At 70.7% G+C, this 16,315-nt stretch carries 9 protein-coding genes; 5 read left to right on the top strand and 4 right to left on the bottom strand.

The annotated features are described in order from the left end of the window. The first annotated feature begins 757 nt into the window (after positions 1–757). Entirely contained in the window at positions 758–7,651 is a 6,894-nt protein-coding gene (locus ACZ55U_RS28370; protein ID WP_465530388.1) for a DUF7927 domain-containing protein, read from the top strand. Positions 7,652–7,963: 312 nt separating this feature from the next. Here the strand turns inward: ACZ55U_RS28370 and ACZ55U_RS28365 are convergent, their stop codons facing one another. Beyond that, entirely contained in the window at positions 7,964–8,869 is a 906-nt protein-coding gene (locus tag ACZ55U_RS28365; protein ID WP_465530386.1) for an MmyB family transcriptional regulator, read from the bottom strand. A 159-nt stretch (positions 8,870–9,028) separates the two neighbouring features. Here ACZ55U_RS28365 and ACZ55U_RS28360 point away from each other — a divergent pair, with 159 nt between their 5' ends. Continuing rightward, complete coding sequence (locus ACZ55U_RS28360) at positions 9,029–9,811, top strand: SDR family oxidoreductase (protein ID WP_465530384.1); 783 nt, start codon at positions 9,029–9,031, stop codon at positions 9,809–9,811. 121 nt (positions 9,812–9,932) lie between these two features. Then, complete coding sequence (locus ACZ55U_RS28355) at positions 9,933–10,163, top strand: tautomerase family protein (RefSeq protein ID WP_465530382.1); 231 nt, start codon at positions 9,933–9,935, stop codon at positions 10,161–10,163. Positions 10,164–10,295: 132 nt separating this feature from the next. Here the strand turns inward: ACZ55U_RS28355 and ACZ55U_RS28350 are convergent, their stop codons facing one another. Next, on the bottom strand, positions 10,296–11,573 hold the full coding sequence (locus ACZ55U_RS28350; protein WP_465530380.1) for an MFS transporter: 1,278 nt from the start codon (positions 11,571–11,573) through the stop codon (positions 10,296–10,298). 15 nt (positions 11,574–11,588) lie between these two features. After that, a complete protein-coding gene (gene fabG / locus ACZ55U_RS28345; RefSeq protein ID WP_465530378.1) occupies positions 11,589–12,356 on the bottom strand; it encodes a 3-oxoacyl-ACP reductase FabG in 768 nt (255 codons plus the stop codon). 56 nt (positions 12,357–12,412) lie between these two features. On the opposite strand from fabG, the gene ACZ55U_RS28340 reads away from it, so the two are divergent. After that, positions 12,413–13,420 (top strand): ArsR/SmtB family transcription factor, encoded by a 1,008-nt coding sequence (locus tag ACZ55U_RS28340; protein WP_465530376.1) that lies wholly within the window; start codon positions 12,413–12,415, stop codon positions 13,418–13,420. Positions 13,421–13,759: 339 nt separating this feature from the next. On the opposite strand, the gene ACZ55U_RS28335 is transcribed toward ACZ55U_RS28340, so the two are convergent. Beyond that, positions 13,760–15,754, bottom strand: a complete 1,995-nt coding sequence (locus tag ACZ55U_RS28335; protein ID WP_465530374.1) for a heavy metal translocating P-type ATPase — start codon at positions 15,752–15,754, stop codon at positions 13,760–13,762. 104 nt (positions 15,755–15,858) lie between these two features. On the opposite strand from ACZ55U_RS28335, the gene ACZ55U_RS28330 reads away from it, so the two are divergent. Next, complete coding sequence (locus ACZ55U_RS28330) at positions 15,859–16,281, top strand: ArsR/SmtB family transcription factor (RefSeq protein ID WP_465530372.1); 423 nt, start codon at positions 15,859–15,861, stop codon at positions 16,279–16,281. Positions 16,282–16,315: the final 34 nt, after the last annotated feature.

Here is a 16,315-nt window from a genome sequence, read left to right as displayed (position 1 = left end):
GTCCTGCGACTACCGTAGGGACGCCATCACCGTGGTTCCCCTCGACGACGGCCGGCCCGTGCCCGCTTCGTTCACCCTCGCCGTCCTGTAGTACGGCAGACAAACCGGTTCACAAGGGCCGATCCGGTTCTCCCCGGATGACTGGATCGGCCTTGCGCTTGGCGCGCGGGTGGCGAGCCGGCTGGCGCGGGGAGGGTGGCGGCTGGCACCGCGCGGGGCCGTGGGGGCTCATGACGCTGGGTGGCGTGGGGCGGGCTCGGTCAGCAAAGCGGCGTGTGGGGCTGGACTCCGGCCTCGGTGTGGTCCTGCGGCCGGCGCCAGGCGGTGGGCTCCGGAGCAGTCCATTGGTCTCGGCGGGGACGTCGCGCCAGGCAACAGGTCGTCGGCCGGAGCGGCAAGGGACCGCGATCCCGACGACGCCAAGCGAGACACGCGGAGCGGATACCCTCAATTCCCTCAAATCACCTTATTGGATGCTTAACTCGCTTCAGTCCTGGGTCCGTCCGGAGCCGGTTCGGGCGCGGGTGTGCGGAGTTGTACCTGGTGGATGGCCGGTGGTCACTGTTCGTGGCCGTGCGGCTGTGCTGCGTTATGAGAACTGAAGAGGTGATCCGAGGTGGGTTCGCACAGATGGCGGTTGCGTGCAGCCGGTACCGCGTTCGGAGGAGGGGGGCGCGGATTACTGATATCCCGCCCCGGATGGATCAGCTGGATCGCACAGGCGCTGGTACTGGCGATGCTTCTGACGGTGTTCAGCATGTCGGCGACGTCGTGGGCGAAGCCGGTGTACCAGATCACCGGCAAGTGGGTGGGAACCGTGCCCGCGCAGCTGGCCAGTGGTGACGTGGTGACGGCCGAGTGGCGGGTGAACGTCAACGACGACGCCCAGGCGCCGTCCAACGAGCCGGTGGACAACGTCACGCTGAGCGTCACCCTGGACAACGGGGTGTTCGACGTGCTGCCGGCGCTGTGCCTGACGAAGGGGGTCACTCCGGCCTCCTCGCTGTCGGACGACAAGAAGACCCTGACCTGCAACCTCGGCACGCAGCAGCAGGGCACGGCCGTGGTGCTCCAGACCCCCGTGGTCGCCGACGGGCCCACCGGCAGCGAGGTGAGCGCGCAGGGGAGCATCAACGGCCAGTCCGTCGCCCTGCCGCCGCTGAAGATCGTCAACTCCTTCGCCATGGACATGCGCTGGGGGGTCGGCGCGGCGAACTTCAGCTCCGGCGCCGGGTACTTCGAGCTCGACTACGAGTGGACGCTGAGCAGGGGCGCGCGCAGTGAGCCAGGACCCCAGACGATCACCTACGACCTGACGATCGGTTCCCAGCAGGGAAGTGCGGTCCAGCTCGCGCCCCAGGGGTGCACGCCGTACTCGATCGCCGCTCCGGCCGACGGCCACCCGTGGTCGGGCGGCGGCCACCCGGCCAACCAGACCGCCCCGTTCGTGAACAGCTGCCAGATCACGCAGACCGGTCCGAACACCTTCCGGCTCACGATCTCCGGGATCGACTACAACCCGGCCAACCCGCCGACCCTCGACTCGGCCGGCAACAGGCTGCCGTCCAACCAGGTGGCGCTGGCGTCCGGTTCGATCTGGGTGCGCGTGCTCACCTCGGCCTCCGGCTCGGCCGAGCTGAAGGCGAGCGCGCCCACGTACACCTCGACCACCGGACAGACGGCGCAGGACGATCCGTCGAACAACACCGAGTCCAAGTCCTGGACCACCCCGGGTACCTACTCCTCCGGCTGGGGGCGGGGCTACACCGGAAGCGGCGGCACCACCTGGGACGACACCTACCGGATGGCGGCGGGAAGGACCGTCGCGCAGTACATGGACACGGCCATGCAGCTGCACACCGAGCGCCCTGACGACCGGCTCGTCGGGCTGTGCTCGGCCCTCGACACCAAGTACGTCACCTTCAACGGGTTCAAGTGGACCAACCCCGCCGGCGGCGTCAACGGCGCCGTGGTCGAGTACTACACCGGGAACGACGCCCATCTGGACCCGTCCGGCGCCGGCTACGACCCGAACGGGTTCGACTGCGGCGTGACCGGGGGCTGGACCACGACGGTGCCCGCCGACCAGACGCAGGTGAAGGCCGTCCGGGTCACGGCGACCCAGGGCCAGATGGAGGCGGTCGGCGCCACCAACATCAACCAGAACGTCTTCCAGACGATCAAGCCGAACGTGCCGGCCGGTACGGACGTGTGGAGCTTCTTCTCCGGCATCCAGGACGCTCCGCTGAACAACTGGTGGAACGGGACGGGGTGCATCCTGAACACCCCGGGTCTGCGCTACCCGTGCACGACCGGCTTCCGTGACCTGGTCCGCATCACCTCGGCCTCCCCCGCCATCGCGAAGTCGGTGGACCGCGCCGTCGTCACACCGGGTGTCCCGGCCACCTACACGCTGACGTACTCGGCGAACGGCGCCGGTGCGATCCCGGCGACGGTGGACGGCTTCAAGATCGTCGACACCCTCCCCGTCGGGGTGACCTACGTTCCCGGGTCCGCCTCTCCCCAACCGGCGGTCACGACCGACGGTTCGGGCCGGCAGGTCCTCACGTGGACCGTCGACAAGGTGACCACCAACGCTGACCACGCGCTGACCTACCAGGCGGTGGCCGCCAGTTCGGTGACCGCCGGCAAGGCGCTGACCAACGAGGCGACGGCTTCCTACGACGGGATCACCACGGCCCCGGCCAAGGCACAGGTGACGGTCGCGACCAACGGGTACACCACGATCGGCAAGAGTGCCGACAGCCCGTTCATCCCGAACGTGAAGGGTGACGGGAAGGGTTCGGGGTCGTGGACGGTGACGCTGCGTTCCTACGATCCGACCCCGCAGGCGTTCACGGACACGATCGACATCCTGCCGTTCAAGGGTGACGGCCGGGGGACGTCGTACTCCGGTTCGTACAAGCTGGACGGGGTGACGCCGGTGGCGGGCGCGAAGGTGTACTACACCACCGCCGCGCCGGGTTCGCTGTCGGACGACCCGGCCGATCCGTCGAACGGCAAGGCCGGGGACGTGACGGGCAACAGCGTGGGGTGGACGGAGACGTTCACGCCGGACGCGACGGCCGTGCGGGTGATGGGGCCCTCGCTGGCCCCCGGTGCCCGCCAGCAGTTCAAGGTCTCGGTGACCACCGACGGTGCGAAAGGCGGCGACAGGCTCGTCAACCGCGCGCAGGCGCGTGACGGGCACACGGAGCTGGTGATGCGGACCTCGGCGCCGATCGAGGTGGCGAACTACTACTCGGCGTCGCTGAAGAAGTACGTGCAGGGTAACGACGGGCAGTGGCACGACGCCGACGAGGCGGCGGACTACCCGGTGTTCCGGTACGGGGACACGGTGAAGTACCGGATCGTGGTGACCAACACCGGTCAGGGCACGCTCACCAACGTCAAGGTCGCGGACGACAGGTTCCCGCAGGCCGGGGCGTTCACGATCGCGTCCCTGGCACCCGGTGAGAGCCAGTCGCACGAGTTCGGCACGGTGCTGGACGAGAAGGTCTCGGGCACGTTCGTCAACACCGCCTCCGCGACGGCGGACACCCCGCCGGACTCCGGTGTGCCGCCGACGATCCCGCCGGACCCGGCCGGCATCGAGGTCACCAACTACACCGTGACCAAGACCGCCGACCCGGCCTCCGGCCAGACGGTGGCTGCGGGCGACAAGGTCACCTACACGGTGAAGGTCAAGCAGCAGGGCTCCGCCCCGGCCCAGGCCTCGCTCTCGGACGACCTCGCCAAGGTCCTGGACGACGCCGACTACAACGGCGACGTCAAGGCCACGACCGGCACCGCGCAGATCAAGGACGGCGTGCTGACGTGGAACGGCACCGTGCCCGTCGGCGGTGAGGCGACGATCACCTACTCCGTGACCGTCAAGACCGGCGGCGACGCCGAGCTCGTCAACGCCGTTCTGTCGCCCGGCTGCGCGGTGGCGGCGGACGGCGGTACGCCTGGCTGCACCACCCACCACGAGGTGGGCTCGTACACGTTCTCCAAGGTCGCGGACCCCAAGTCCGGTTCGGCGGTGCAGGTCGGTGACAAGGTCACCTACACGGTCACCGTGAACCAGCACGGCAAGGCGGAGATCAAGGGCGCGACCGTCACCGACGACCTGTCGAAGGTGCTGGACGACGCCTCGTACAACGGTGACGTCAAGGCGTCCTCGGGTGCGGCGGAGGTGAAGGACGGCAAGCTCGTCTGGACCGGTGACCTTCCGGCCGGCGGCAGCGCGACGATCACCTACTCCGTGACCGTGACCGGTGGTGGTGACACCAAGCTCGACAACGTCGTCACGACGCCGGATGACAAGCGCGGTCACTGCGACGACACCGTCGGCTGCACGACCGAGCACACCTACGGCTCGTACACGTTCGCCAAGTCCGCCGACCCCAAGGCGGGCTCCACCGTGCAGGTCGGTGACAAGGTCACCTACACCGTGACGGTGAAGCAGCAGGGTGCGGGCGAGGTCAAGGGCGCCACGATCAGCGACGACCTCTCCAAGGTGCTGGACGACGCCACCTACAACGGTGACGTCAAGGCCACGGCGGGCACGGCCCAGGTGAAGGACGGCAAGCTCGTCTGGACCGGTGACCTTCCGGCCGGCGGCAGCGCGACGATCACCTACTCGGTGACCGTGACGGGTGGTGGTGATACGAAGCTCGACAACGTCGTCACGACGCCGGATGACAAGCGTGGTCACTGTGACGACACGGTTGGCTGTATGACCGAGCACACCTACGGCTCGTACACCTTCGGCAAGTCGGCGGATCCGAAGTCGGGTGCGACGGTGCAGGTGGGTGACAAGGTGACCTACACCGTGACGGTGAAGCAGCAGGGTGCGGGCGAGGTCAAGGGCGCCACGATCAGCGACGACCTCTCCAAGGTCTTGGATGACGCCACCTACAACGGTGACGTCAAGGCCACGGCGGGCTCGGCCCAGGTGAAGGACGGCAAGCTCGTCTGGACCGGTGACCTGCCGGTCGGCGGCTCGGCGACGATCACCTACTCGGTGACCGTGACGGGTGGTGGTGATACGAAGCTCGACAACGTCGTCACGACGCCGGATGACAAGCGTGGTCACTGTGACGACACCGTCGGCTGCACGACCGAGCACACCTACGGCTCGTACGTCTTCGCGAAGTCGGCGGATCCGAAGTCGGGTTCCACTGTGCAGGTCGGTGACAAGGTGACCTACACGGTCACGGTGAAGCAGCAGGGTGCGGGTGCCGTTACGGGTGCGTCCGTGACGGATGATCTGTCGAAGGTGCTGGATGACGCCTCGTACAACGGTGACGTCAAGGCCAGCACCGGTGCGGCGGAGGTGAAGGACGGCAAGCTCGTCTGGACCGGTGACCTTCCGGCCGGCGGCTCCGCGACGATCACCTACTCCGTGACGGTCACGGGTGGTGGTGACACGAAGCTCGACAACGTCGTCACGACGCCGGATGACAAGCGCGGTCACTGCGACGACACCGTCGGCTGTACGACCGAGCACACCTACGGCTCGTACACCTTCGCCAAGTCGGCGGACCCGAAGTCGGGTTCGACGGTGCAGGTCGGTGACAAGGTGACCTACACGGTCACGGTGAAGCAGCAGGGTGCGGGCGAGGTCAAGGGCGCCACGGTCAGCGATGATCTGTCGAAGGTGCTGGATGACGCCTCGTACAACGGTGACGTCAAGGCCAGCACCGGTGCGGCGGAGGTGAAGGACGGCAAGCTCGTCTGGACCGGTGACCTCCCGGTCGGTGGCAACGCGACGATCACCTACTCCGTGACGGTTACGGGTGGCGGTGACGGCAAGCTGGACAACGTCGTGGCCACGCCGGATGACAAGCGCGGCCACTGCGACGGCACCGTCGGCTGCACGACCGAGCACACCTACGGCTCGTACACCTTCGGCAAGTCGGCGGACCCGAAGTCGGGTTCGACGGTGCAGGCCGGTGACAAGGTCACCTACACCGTGACCGTCGCCCAGAAGGGCGCCGGCGAGGTCAAGGGCGCCACGATCACCGACGACCTCTCCAAGGTGCTGGATGACGCCACGTACAACGGTGACGTCAAGGCCAGCACCGGTACGGCGGAGGTGAAGGACGGCAAGCTCGTCTGGACCGGTGACCTGCCGGTCGGCGGCTCGGTGACGGTCACCTACTCGGTGACCGTCACGGGTGGCGGTGACGCCCGGCTGCACAACGTCGTCACCACTCCCGACGACAAGCGCGGTCACTGCGAGGCGGACAAGGCCTGCGAGACCGACCACACCTACGGGACGTACGTCTTCGCCAAGTCCGCTGACTCGGCGTCCGGTTCGGCGGTGAAGGTGGGTGACAAGGTCACCTACACCGTCACCGTCAATCAGAAGGGCGCCGGCGAGGTCAAGGGCGCGACCGTCACCGACGACCTGTCGAAGGTGCTGGACGACGCCACCTACAACGGCGACGTCAAGGCGTCCTCGGGTACGGCCCAGGTGAAGGACGGCAAGCTCGTCTGGATCGGCGATCTCCCGGCTGGCAGCTCGGCGACGATCACCTACTCGGTGACCGTCACCGGTGCCGGTGACGCCCGGCTGCACAACGTCGTCACCACCCCCGACGACAAGCGCGGCCACTGCGACCAGGAGAAGGCCTGCGAGACCGACCACACCTACGGCTCGTACACCTTCACCAAGTCCGCCGACCCGAAGTCGGGCTCCACGGTGCAGGTCGGTGACAAGGTCACCTACACCGTGAGCGTGAACCAGCACGGCAAGGCGGAGATCAAGGGCGCGACCGTCACCGACGACCTGTCGAAGGTGCTGGACGACGCCTCGTACAACGGTGACGTCAAGGCCAGCACCGGCACGGCGGAGGTGAAGGACGGCAAGCTCGTCTGGACCGGTGACCTGCCGGCCGGCGGTACCGCGACGATCACCTACTCCGTGACCGTCACCGGTGGTGGGGACACCAAGCTCCACAACTCCGTCTCCACCACCGACCAGCGCGGCACCTGCGAGCAGCAGAGCGGCTGCGAGACCGACCACACCTACGGGACCTACGTCTTCGCCAAGGCGGCGGACCCGAAGTCGGGTTCGACGGTGCAGGCCGGTGACAAGGTCACCTACACCGTCACCGTCACCCAGAAGGGCACCGGCGCGGTCAAGGGCGCCACGATCACCGACGACCTGTCGAAGGTGCTGGACGACGCCACGTACAACGGCGACGTCCAGGCCAGCACCGGCACGGCCGAGGTCAAGGACGGCAAGCTCACCTGGACCGGCGACCTGCCGGCCGGCGGCACCGCGACGATCACCTACTCCGTGACCGTCACGGGCGCCGGTGACGCCCGGCTGCACAACGTCGTCACCACCCCCGACGACAAGCGCGGCCACTGCGAGACCGACAAGGCCTGCGAGACCGACAACCCGCTGCCCGGGGCCACCCCGCCGCCCACCGAGCCCCCGGCTCCCGGCAACCCCGAGCCCGGCAACCCCGAGCCCGGCCCGCAGAACCCCGCCGCCCCCGCACCGTCCGGACCCTCGGGCATCCTCGCCCGCACCGGCACCATGGTGCTCACCGCGGCGGGGATCGGCGGCGCGCTGCTGCTTCTCGGCGGCCTCGCCCTCGCACTCAGCAGGCGCCGCCGCCACAACAGCTGAGGTAACCAGCAGGACCTGACAGGGGTGTCCGTGGCAGCCGGCCACGGGCACCCCTTCGCCTTCCACCGTGGAAAGGAGCTGCGCACCGCGTCGGTGACGCGGAACTCGACGACGCGGCGGGTGGTGACGGCCACGTCGGGGAACCTACCGCGTGCCACTGCGGCGGCGCGGTCCGCAGACCTCGCGAGGCTGCTCGCTGAGCGGGGGCAGCAGGACCCGGAACCAGGACCGGAACCGGTGAACCGAGCCGCGCCTCCGCAGGGTTGGAGGCCGCCGCACCGTGCCGGGAAGGGCCGCGCCTTCGGGCACGGATCAGCGCGGCGATGCGGACTCGGCCGGGGGCAGCCTCTCCGGTGCCGGGCCCTCGGTGGCGCTCAGGTCCTGGGCCCCGATGACGGACAGCAGTTCCAGCTGCTCGGCTCCCCGGCTGCCGGTCGGTGCGGTGAACCACAGCAGGCGTTGGCGTCCGTCCTCGCTGAGCAGGTTGTGGCAGTCGAGTTCGATGACGCCGAGTGCGGGGTGGACGATCTTCTTGCGGTCCATGCGGCGCACCGCGACGTCATGGGTGTCCCAGAGGGCCGCGAACTCCTCGCTGCGGCGGCGTAGGACGGCGACCATCCTCGTGACCTCCGCGTCCCCGTCGCGCCGGGCGGCCGCTGCCCGGAGGTCGGCCGCGAACAGCCGGGAGTGGTGCGGGTGGTCCTCGGACGGGTACCTCTCGCGTGCCCGCGGGTCGGTGAACCAGCGGTACACGAAGCTCGCCGCCGGGCCGCGGTGGGCGGGGGACCTGCCGAGCAGGTTCCGGGCCAGGTCGTTCTCCACCAGGGTTTCGTGCAGGTCGGTGATGACGCGCGCGGGGGTGTTGGACAGCCGGTCCAGGAGCCCGAGGAGCGCGGGCTGCACGTGCGCCGAGGGTCCCTGTGCCGACGGCGGGATCGGCCGTTCGGCCAGGCGGAACAGGTGGTCGCGCTCGTCGTTGTTCAGGCGCAGGGCTCGGGCGAGGGCGGCCAGGGTCTGGGTCGAGGGCTGCACGCCGCTCTTCGCACGGCCGCGTTCCAGCTCGGTGTAGTAGTCGGCTGACAGCCCTGCCAGCTGGGCGACTTCCTCGCGGCGCAGCCCGGGGACGCGCCGGCGCGGGCCTTGGGGGAGGCCGACCTCGGTGGGGCGGATGCGGTCGCGGCGTGTCCTGAGGAAGGCACCGAGTTCTGGAAGGTTCACGCCTCCATGGTGGCTGGTGCGCCAGGGCGTAGCCAGGGGGTGGCGTCCCCTGGGTGGACGCAACCCTGGCTGGAGGAAGGGGACCGGCCGATCGTGGTGGACACAGCAGGGCGACGGCGAGGCCGCAGCCCGATCCGCATCCACCGCAAGGAGCCCGTCATGCCCATCTCCGCTCCCCTCGTCGAAGCCGCTTCCCCGGTCCGGCCCTCCGCCTCGCCCCGTGTCGCGATCGTCACCGGCGGCTCGCGCGGCATCGGCCGCCGGACCGTCGGCCGGCTGGCCGCCGACGGGTACGCCGTCGTGGTTGGCTACGCCGGCAACCGGGACGAGGCCGAGGCAGCCGTGAAGGAGGCCGTCGACGGCGGCGGCCGGGCGATCGCCGTGCGCGCCGACGTCGCCGACGAGGTCGCGGTCGCGGCCCTGTTCGACGCGGCCGAGGCGGAGTTCGGCGGCGTCGACGTCGTTGTGCACGCGGCCGGGCGGACGTACCTGGCGCCGATCGCGGAGCTGGACCTGGCCGCCCTGGACGACCTGCACCGCACCAACATCCGCGGCACGTTCGTCGTCGTCCAGCAGGCCGCCCGACGGGTGCGCCCCGGCGGCGCGATCCTGACGTTCTCCACGTCCGTGGTGGGGCTGGCCTTCCCGGGCTACGGCGCGTACTCGGCCAGCAAGGGCGCGGTCGAGGCGCTGACGCTGATCCTGGCCCGGGAGTTGCGGGGCCGGGACGTCACCGCCAACACCGTCGCGCCCGGCCCCACGGCCACCGACCTGTTCCTGGACGGCAAGGACGAGGAGGCCGTCGCGCGCCTGGCTGCCCAGCCGCCGCTGGAGCGGCTCGGCACCCCGGCCGACATCGCCGAGGTCGTCGCGTTCCTGGCCTCCCCGGCCGGCCACTGGATCAACGGACAGGTCGTCCGCGCCAACGGCGGAATCGCCTGAACCGCCTGAACCGCCTGAACCGCCTGAACCGCCTGAGCCGTCGTCCGCCGCACCGGAGCGGACAGCCCGCTCACCGCGGGCAGCCCCTGTGACGCCCCACCGGGAGAAGGAGCAACGAGCCATGCCTTTCGCGAACTTCAAGGTCCCCGAGAAGACCCTCACCCCGAAGCAGAAGGAGCAGATCGTCACCCGCACCACCGAGCTGTACGTCGAGATCTACGGCGAGCGCGCCCGTGACAACACCATGGTGCTGGTCGAGGAGGTCGCCGACGGCGGCTGGGGAATCTCCGGCGACGTGCTGACCCTCGCCACGCTCGGTGAGGCGGCCCCGACCGACGCCGGCGACGTCTGACCGCACCTGGCGGCCGTCCTTCGGCCGTGACGGCAACCGTGGAACGAAGGCGGCCGCCGGCTGCTCGGCCGGGCAGCTGCCTTCGGTCACGTCCACCTCGTCAAGCTCCGCTCCTTCTGCTCACTCCGCGTATCAGGACGACCGGCCTCGGCGAGGCCGAGCAACGGAGGCGCCGTACGAGGCCTGATCACTTCCACCGGCATCAGGGCGGTGACCACGGCCATCCGCAGTCGCGACACGGGTTCCGGCCGGGCTTTTCCCGACCTTGTACAGCGCCAGCAGGTGGCGGGCCAGGGCGAGCGCGGCGAGCAGCGCGACGAGCACGCACACTCCCCACCAGCCGGCCTGGCTCCAGACGTGTGTCCCGAGCCAGGAACCTGCGCTGCCGCCCAGGTAGGCGCAGGTCATGTAGGCGGTGTTGAGCCTGCTGCGGGCGTCGACGCGCAGGGCGTAGACGCGGACCTGGTTGGCGACCATGCCGGACTGCATCGCGGTGTCGAGGAGCAGCGTGCCGAGTGTCAGGGAGATCAGACCCAGCGTGCCGCCCCGAGCACCAGCAGTGAGAATCGCGGCGGAGACGAGGACGCCGAGTATGCAGATCAGGTTCACTGGATCGGGGCCGTAGCGGTCTACCAGGCGGCCGGCGAGCGGGGTGCAGACCATGGTCGCCGCGCCGACCAGGGCGATCATTCCCACCGCCTGGGCACCCAGCCCGTAGGCCGGTCCGGCGAGCAGGAGCGCCAGGCAGGTCCAGATCGCGGAGAACCCGGCGAAGACGGTTGCCTGGTAGAAGCACGAGCGGCGCAGGTCTGGCTCGGTGCGCAGCAGGCGAAGCGGCTCGGCCAGGAGCGCTGTGTACGGCTGGCGGGAGGACGGGGGTGTGGTCGGCACCGCGAACGCCAAGACGGTGGCGAGGAGCAGGGCCAGGACCGCGGCGACCAGGTAGGGGGCCCTCCAGCCCAGCCACTCACCGAGCGTACCGCTGAAGGTCCGGGCCAGCAGCATGCCGCCGGTCGATCCGCTCAACAGGATGCCGATCACCGCTCCTTGGCGGTCGGCAGCCACGAGACCGGCCGCCAGGGGGCCGACGATCTGCGCGCCCACGGTGGTCAGGCCGACAAGGGTGCCGGCGGCGATGAGGGCCGGCAGAGCCGGTGCGCAACCCGCCGCGAGCAGAGCCAGACCGGTCAGGGAGAGGAGGACGACGAGGAACGAGCGGTGCGGGAGCCGGTCGCCGAGCGGCACCAGCAGGACCATTCCGGCCGTGTAGCCGGCCTGGGTGGCGGTCACCACCGCAGCGGCCGAATCGGGCGACACATGCAGCCCGGCGGCGACCAGTGGACCGATGGCCTGCGGAAAGTAGATGTTGCCCACCGCCACGGCGCACGTGACAGCCAGGATCAGGACCATCCGGCGGCTCATCCTTCAGTCCACCGGCCCGCCCGCGACGTAGATGACCTGGCCGGAGACGAAGCCCGCCCCGGGACTCACGAGGAAGGAGACGGCATGCGCGATGTCGTCGGGCAGGCCCACCCGGCCGACCGGGATGGACTGTTCCGCCCTGTGCCGGAATTCCTCGAAGCTCAGGCCGAGCCGCCGGGCCGAGGCCCTGGTCATGTCGCTCACGACGAATCCCGGCGCGATGGCGTTCGCGGTCACACCGTACTGTCCGAGTTGGAGAGCGAGTGACTTGGTGAATCCGATCAAACCCGCCTTCGCGCTGGCGTAGTCCACGCGGTCGGCATCACCGACCGCGGAGATGCTCGACATGTTGACGATGCGTCCCCAACCGGCCGTCACCATGTGCGGGCAGACGGCCCGGGTGACGAAGAACGGGCCTCTGAGATTGACCCCCAGGACCGTCTCCCACTGCTGCGTGGTCATCTCCACAAGGCCGGCACTGGGGCCGATGCCGGCGTTGTTGACCAGCACCGTCGGCGGTCCGAACGCGGCGGCGATCCGGGCGACGGCCGCAGTGACCGCGGCCTCGTCGGCGACATCAGCGGCGACGGCCAGCGCTGCCCCGCCGACACTGGTGATGGCCTCCACGGTATCGGCGCAGTCCGCCTCGTCCAGGTCGATCACGCCGACCGCCAAGCCGTCGCCCGCCAGACGCCTGGCCACGGCGGCGCCGATGCCGCGGGCAGCACCGGTGACAACCGCCGTGGGCCGCACATGAGTTGTGTGTGTCATGAGAGCAAGTCCACGGCATCGACGTGGCGCCGCCAATCGATGTAGCATATGGCTTAATGATCAGCTTTGTGCTGGGCGTCGAGGACCTCGCGGACACCCGCTTCGCCCTCTCACCCCTGCACGAAACCCTGTTCAGCCTGCGAGTGCTCCAGGATCCGGGCCTGTCCGCGCTGCACCTGCCCTGGCGCAGGTCCGTACTCGGCAGACTCGGCGCGCTCGACACCGGTCTGCTGATGTCCCTGGTCGCCCAGCGGCGTACCCTCCCCGACTTCCTGACCCCGAATCCCACGAGTTTCGCGCCGGCCTTCGAAGAAGAACTCTCCGTTGTCCGCCGGGCGTCCTGCGCTCGGGTCCGCCACGACCTGCTGCTTGCGCACGCACCCGACCCTGTTCCCGAAGCGCTCCGCGACGCCACCGCCGCCGAGGACGCGCCTGTCGCCGGACTCCGCGACGCCATCTGTGATCTCCTGCGGCAGTACTGGGAGGTAGCCATCGAGCCGGTGTGGCCGCAGATGCGACTGGTGCTGGAAGCCGACATGACCTACCGCGCCCGCCGGCTCGCCCTGGGGGGCGCCCGACTGCTGTTCGCCGACATGCACCCGAACCTGCGCTGGCAAGGCGGAGAACTGCATATCCGCAAGATGATCAGCAGGCATCGGGTTGTGGCATCCGGCCGGGGGTTGTTGCTCCTGCCATCTGTGTTCGCACACAAACCCGCGCCTCCCGTCAGCCCTGACGAGCCGCCGAGCCTCGTCTATCCCAGCCGGGGAGCAGCCACGCTGTGGGGCTCGGAGATGCCGACCGTCGACACGACCGCCCTGGTGTCCCTCCTCGGTTCGTCCCGGGCAAGACTGCTCGGCCTCCTGGACGAGCCGTTGCCCACCGTAGAGCTCGCCCGCCGTCTCAGGGTCACCCCAAGCGCGGTCTCCCAGCACCTGCGTGTCCTGCACTCCACAGGACTGGTCACCCGGACACGTGACGGACGGCATGTGCTGTACCGGAGAAGCGCACTCGGCGACCGGCTCACTACCACCGCTACCAGACCGCGGACTCACGACAGCTGAGATCCAGGCAGTCCGCCCCCGCGGCCGGGATCGAGGAGGCGGTCGTCTTCGAGGGGGACCCCGGCACCTCCAGCCACCTCCATCCGCTCCAGCCACCTCCATCCGCTCCAGCGCCCGAAGTTCCGCGAACTGCTCACCTACGGCGTGCTCGACCCGCATCGACACCGGCTCGCGCCCGCACGTTCGCGACCCGGTAGGGGAGCTGCGCAGGTCGGTGAGCCGGGCGCGGTGGTCCGGGCCCGGGATCGCGGGGGTGCCGCAGCGGCACCCCCGGCAGTGACGGCGAACGGGCCGCCGCCCCCACCCAGGGGGCGGCGGCCCGCTCGCGGGTGCGCCCGCTCAGCGGCGGCCCTCGGCGCGGGCCCGGGTCCAGGCGGCTTCGCGCAGCAGGCGCAGGCCGTTGAGGCCGACGATGACGGTGGAGCCCTCGTGGCCGAGGACGCCGAGCGGCAGCGGGAGGGTGGCGACCAGGTCCCAGACCATGAGGCCGGTGATGAACACCGAGGCGATCACCAGGTTCTGCACCACGAGGGAGCGCGCGCGGCGGGAGAGGGCGACGACGGCGGGGACGGTGGCGAGTTCGTCGCGCACGATCACGGCGTCGGCGGTCTCCAGGGCGAGGTCGGAGCCGGCCCGGCCCATGGCGATGCCGGTGTGGGCGGCGGCCAGCGCCGGGGCGTCGTTGACGCCGTCGCCGACGACCAGGACCTTCCGCCCGGCCTGCTCCCGCTCCCTGACGGCGGCGACCTTGTCCTGGGGCAGCAGGCCGGCCCGGACGTCGGTGATGCCGACCTCGGCCGCGAGGCGGGCGGCGGCGCGCGGGTTGTCGCCGGTGACCAGCGTCGGCGCCGTGCCCGTCAGGGCGGTGAGCGCGGTGACGGTGGCGGCGGCGTCCGGGCGCAGGCGGTCGGCGATGCCGAGCACGCCGACCGGACGGCCGTCGGCTTCGACCAGGACGGCGGTGTGGCCGCCGTCCTCCAGTTCGGCGGCGATGGCGACGGCGGCGTCCTGGCGGCCCGCGCCGTCGCCGCCGTCGATCAGCCGGGCCGGGGCGCCGACCGCGACGGATCGGCCCTCGACGATGGCGCGCACCCCGACGCCGGGCGCGGAGGCGAAGTCCTCGGCCGTGGCCAGGGCCAGGCCGCGGGCGCGGGCGGCGTCGACGACGGCGCGGGCGAGCGGGTGTTCGCTGGGGTGCTCGGCGGCGGCCGCCAGCGCCAGCAGTCCGTCCTCGGTGAGGCCGGAGCCGGCCAGGGGGCGGATGCCGGTGACGCGCGGGGTGCCTTCGGTGAGGGTGCCGGTCTTGTCGAGCGCGACGGCGTCGACCTGGCCGAGGCGTTCCATGACGACGGCGGACTTGACCAGCACCCCGTGCCGGCCGGCGTTGGCGATCGCGGACAGCAGCGGCGGCATGGTGGCCAGCACCACCGCGCACGGGGAGGCGACGATCATGAAGGTCATCGCCCGCAGCAGCGAGCCGGTGAAAGCGGCGCCGAAGGCCAGCGGCACCGCGAACACCGCCAGGGTGGCGACGACCATGCCGATCGAGTACCGCTGCTCGACCTTCTCGATGAACAGCTGGGTGGGCGCCTTGGTCTCGGACGCCTCCTCGACCATCTTCACGATCCGGGCGATCACCGAGTCCGAGGCGTCGCGCTCGACCTTCACCCGCAGCGCGCCGGTGCCGTTCAGGGTGCCGGCGAACACCTCGTCTCCCGTCCTCTTGGCGACGGGCAGCGGCTCACCGGTGATGGTGGCCTGGTCGACCTCGCTCGTGCCGTCCAGGACCCGGCCGTCGGCGCCGATCCGCTCGCCCGGGCGGACCAGGACGGTGTCACCGACCGCGAGCCGCTCCGTGGGCACGCTCTCCTCGGTGCCGTCGTCCAGCAGCCGGGTCGCGGTCGCGGGCGCGAGGTCGAGCAGACCGCGCACCGAGTCGGCGGTACGGGCGGTGGCGAGGGCCTCCAGGGCGCCCGAGGTGGCGAAGATGACGATCAGCAGGGCGCCGTCCATCACCTGGCCGACCGCCGCCGCGCCGAGCGCGGCGACGATCATCAGCAGGTCGACGTCGAGGGTCCTCTCGCGCAGCGCCCGGAGCCCCGCCCAGGCCGGCTCCCAGCCGCCGGTGGCGTAGGCGAGCGCGTACAGCGGCCCCCACGCCCAGGCGGGGGCGCCGGCCAGCTGCAACGGCAGCGCGATCAGGAACAGCACCAGCGCGGCGGCGGCCCAGCGGGCCTCGGGCAGCGCGAGGATCCGGGTGCGCCGCCGTGGGGCGGCACCGGCGGACGCGGCGGCCGCCTCGGGGGCGGGGCGTTCGGTCAGGGTGGAGGACACGGCAGGCAGGACCCTTCGCGCAGGCCATGGGCAGGAGTGACGACCCGGTCCACGATACAGGAACACATGAACACCTATTCAAGTGTCATCTGTAGTATTGGCGCATGGGTCATGGAGCCGCTCCCGCGAAGAACGCCGTCCCGCGCACGCGCCTGGACGCGGACAACGCCGCCCGGGTGGCGACCACGTTGCAGGCCCTGGCCACTCCGTCCCGCCTGCTGATCCTCGCCCGCCTGCGCGAAGGGCCCTGCGCGGCCACCGACCTCGCCCACGCCGTCGGCATGGAGCAGTCCGCCTGCTCCCACCAGCTGCGGCTGCTGCGCAACCTCGGTCTGGTCACCGGCACCCGCCAGGGCCGCTCGGTGGTCTACGCGCTGTACGACGACCACGTCGCCGAACTCCTCGACCAGGCCGTGTACCACACCGAGCACCTGCGCCTCGGGCTCAGCGACGCCGCCGACAGCGCGGACGCGGACCTCGCGCACGAGGACCTCGCGGACGGCGCCGTGGGCCGTCCGGCGCTCTGACCGGCCGCCCCGGGCCGTTCGCTGCCCCTGACCG

It is taken from the genome of Kitasatospora sp. NPDC034533 (assembly GCF_055575155.1).
The sequence above is the reverse complement of the archived record's forward strand: the minus strand, read 5'-3'. Positions and strand labels throughout refer to the sequence as shown.

Excerpts from the sequence above, each read along its gene's own strand:
- ACZ55U_RS28370 (WP_465530388.1), top strand. The coding sequence starts at position 758 with ATGTCGGCGACGTCGTGGGCGAAGCCGGTGTACCAGATCACCGGCAAG.
- ACZ55U_RS28360 (WP_465530384.1), top strand. The coding sequence starts at position 9,029 with ATGCCCATCTCCGCTCCCCTCGTCGAAGCCGCTTCCCCGGTCCGGCCC.
- ACZ55U_RS28355 (WP_465530382.1), top strand. The coding sequence starts at position 9,933 with ATGCCTTTCGCGAACTTCAAGGTCCCCGAGAAGACCCTCACCCCGAAG.
- ACZ55U_RS28350 (WP_465530380.1), bottom strand. The coding sequence starts at position 11,573 with ATGGTCCTGATCCTGGCTGTCACGTGCGCCGTGGCGGTGGGCAACATC.
- fabG (WP_465530378.1), bottom strand. The coding sequence starts at position 12,356 with ATGACACACACAACTCATGTGCGGCCCACGGCGGTTGTCACCGGTGCT.
- ACZ55U_RS28340 (WP_465530376.1), top strand. The coding sequence starts at position 12,413 with ATGATCAGCTTTGTGCTGGGCGTCGAGGACCTCGCGGACACCCGCTTC.
- ACZ55U_RS28330 (WP_465530372.1), top strand. The coding sequence starts at position 15,859 with ATGGGTCATGGAGCCGCTCCCGCGAAGAACGCCGTCCCGCGCACGCGC.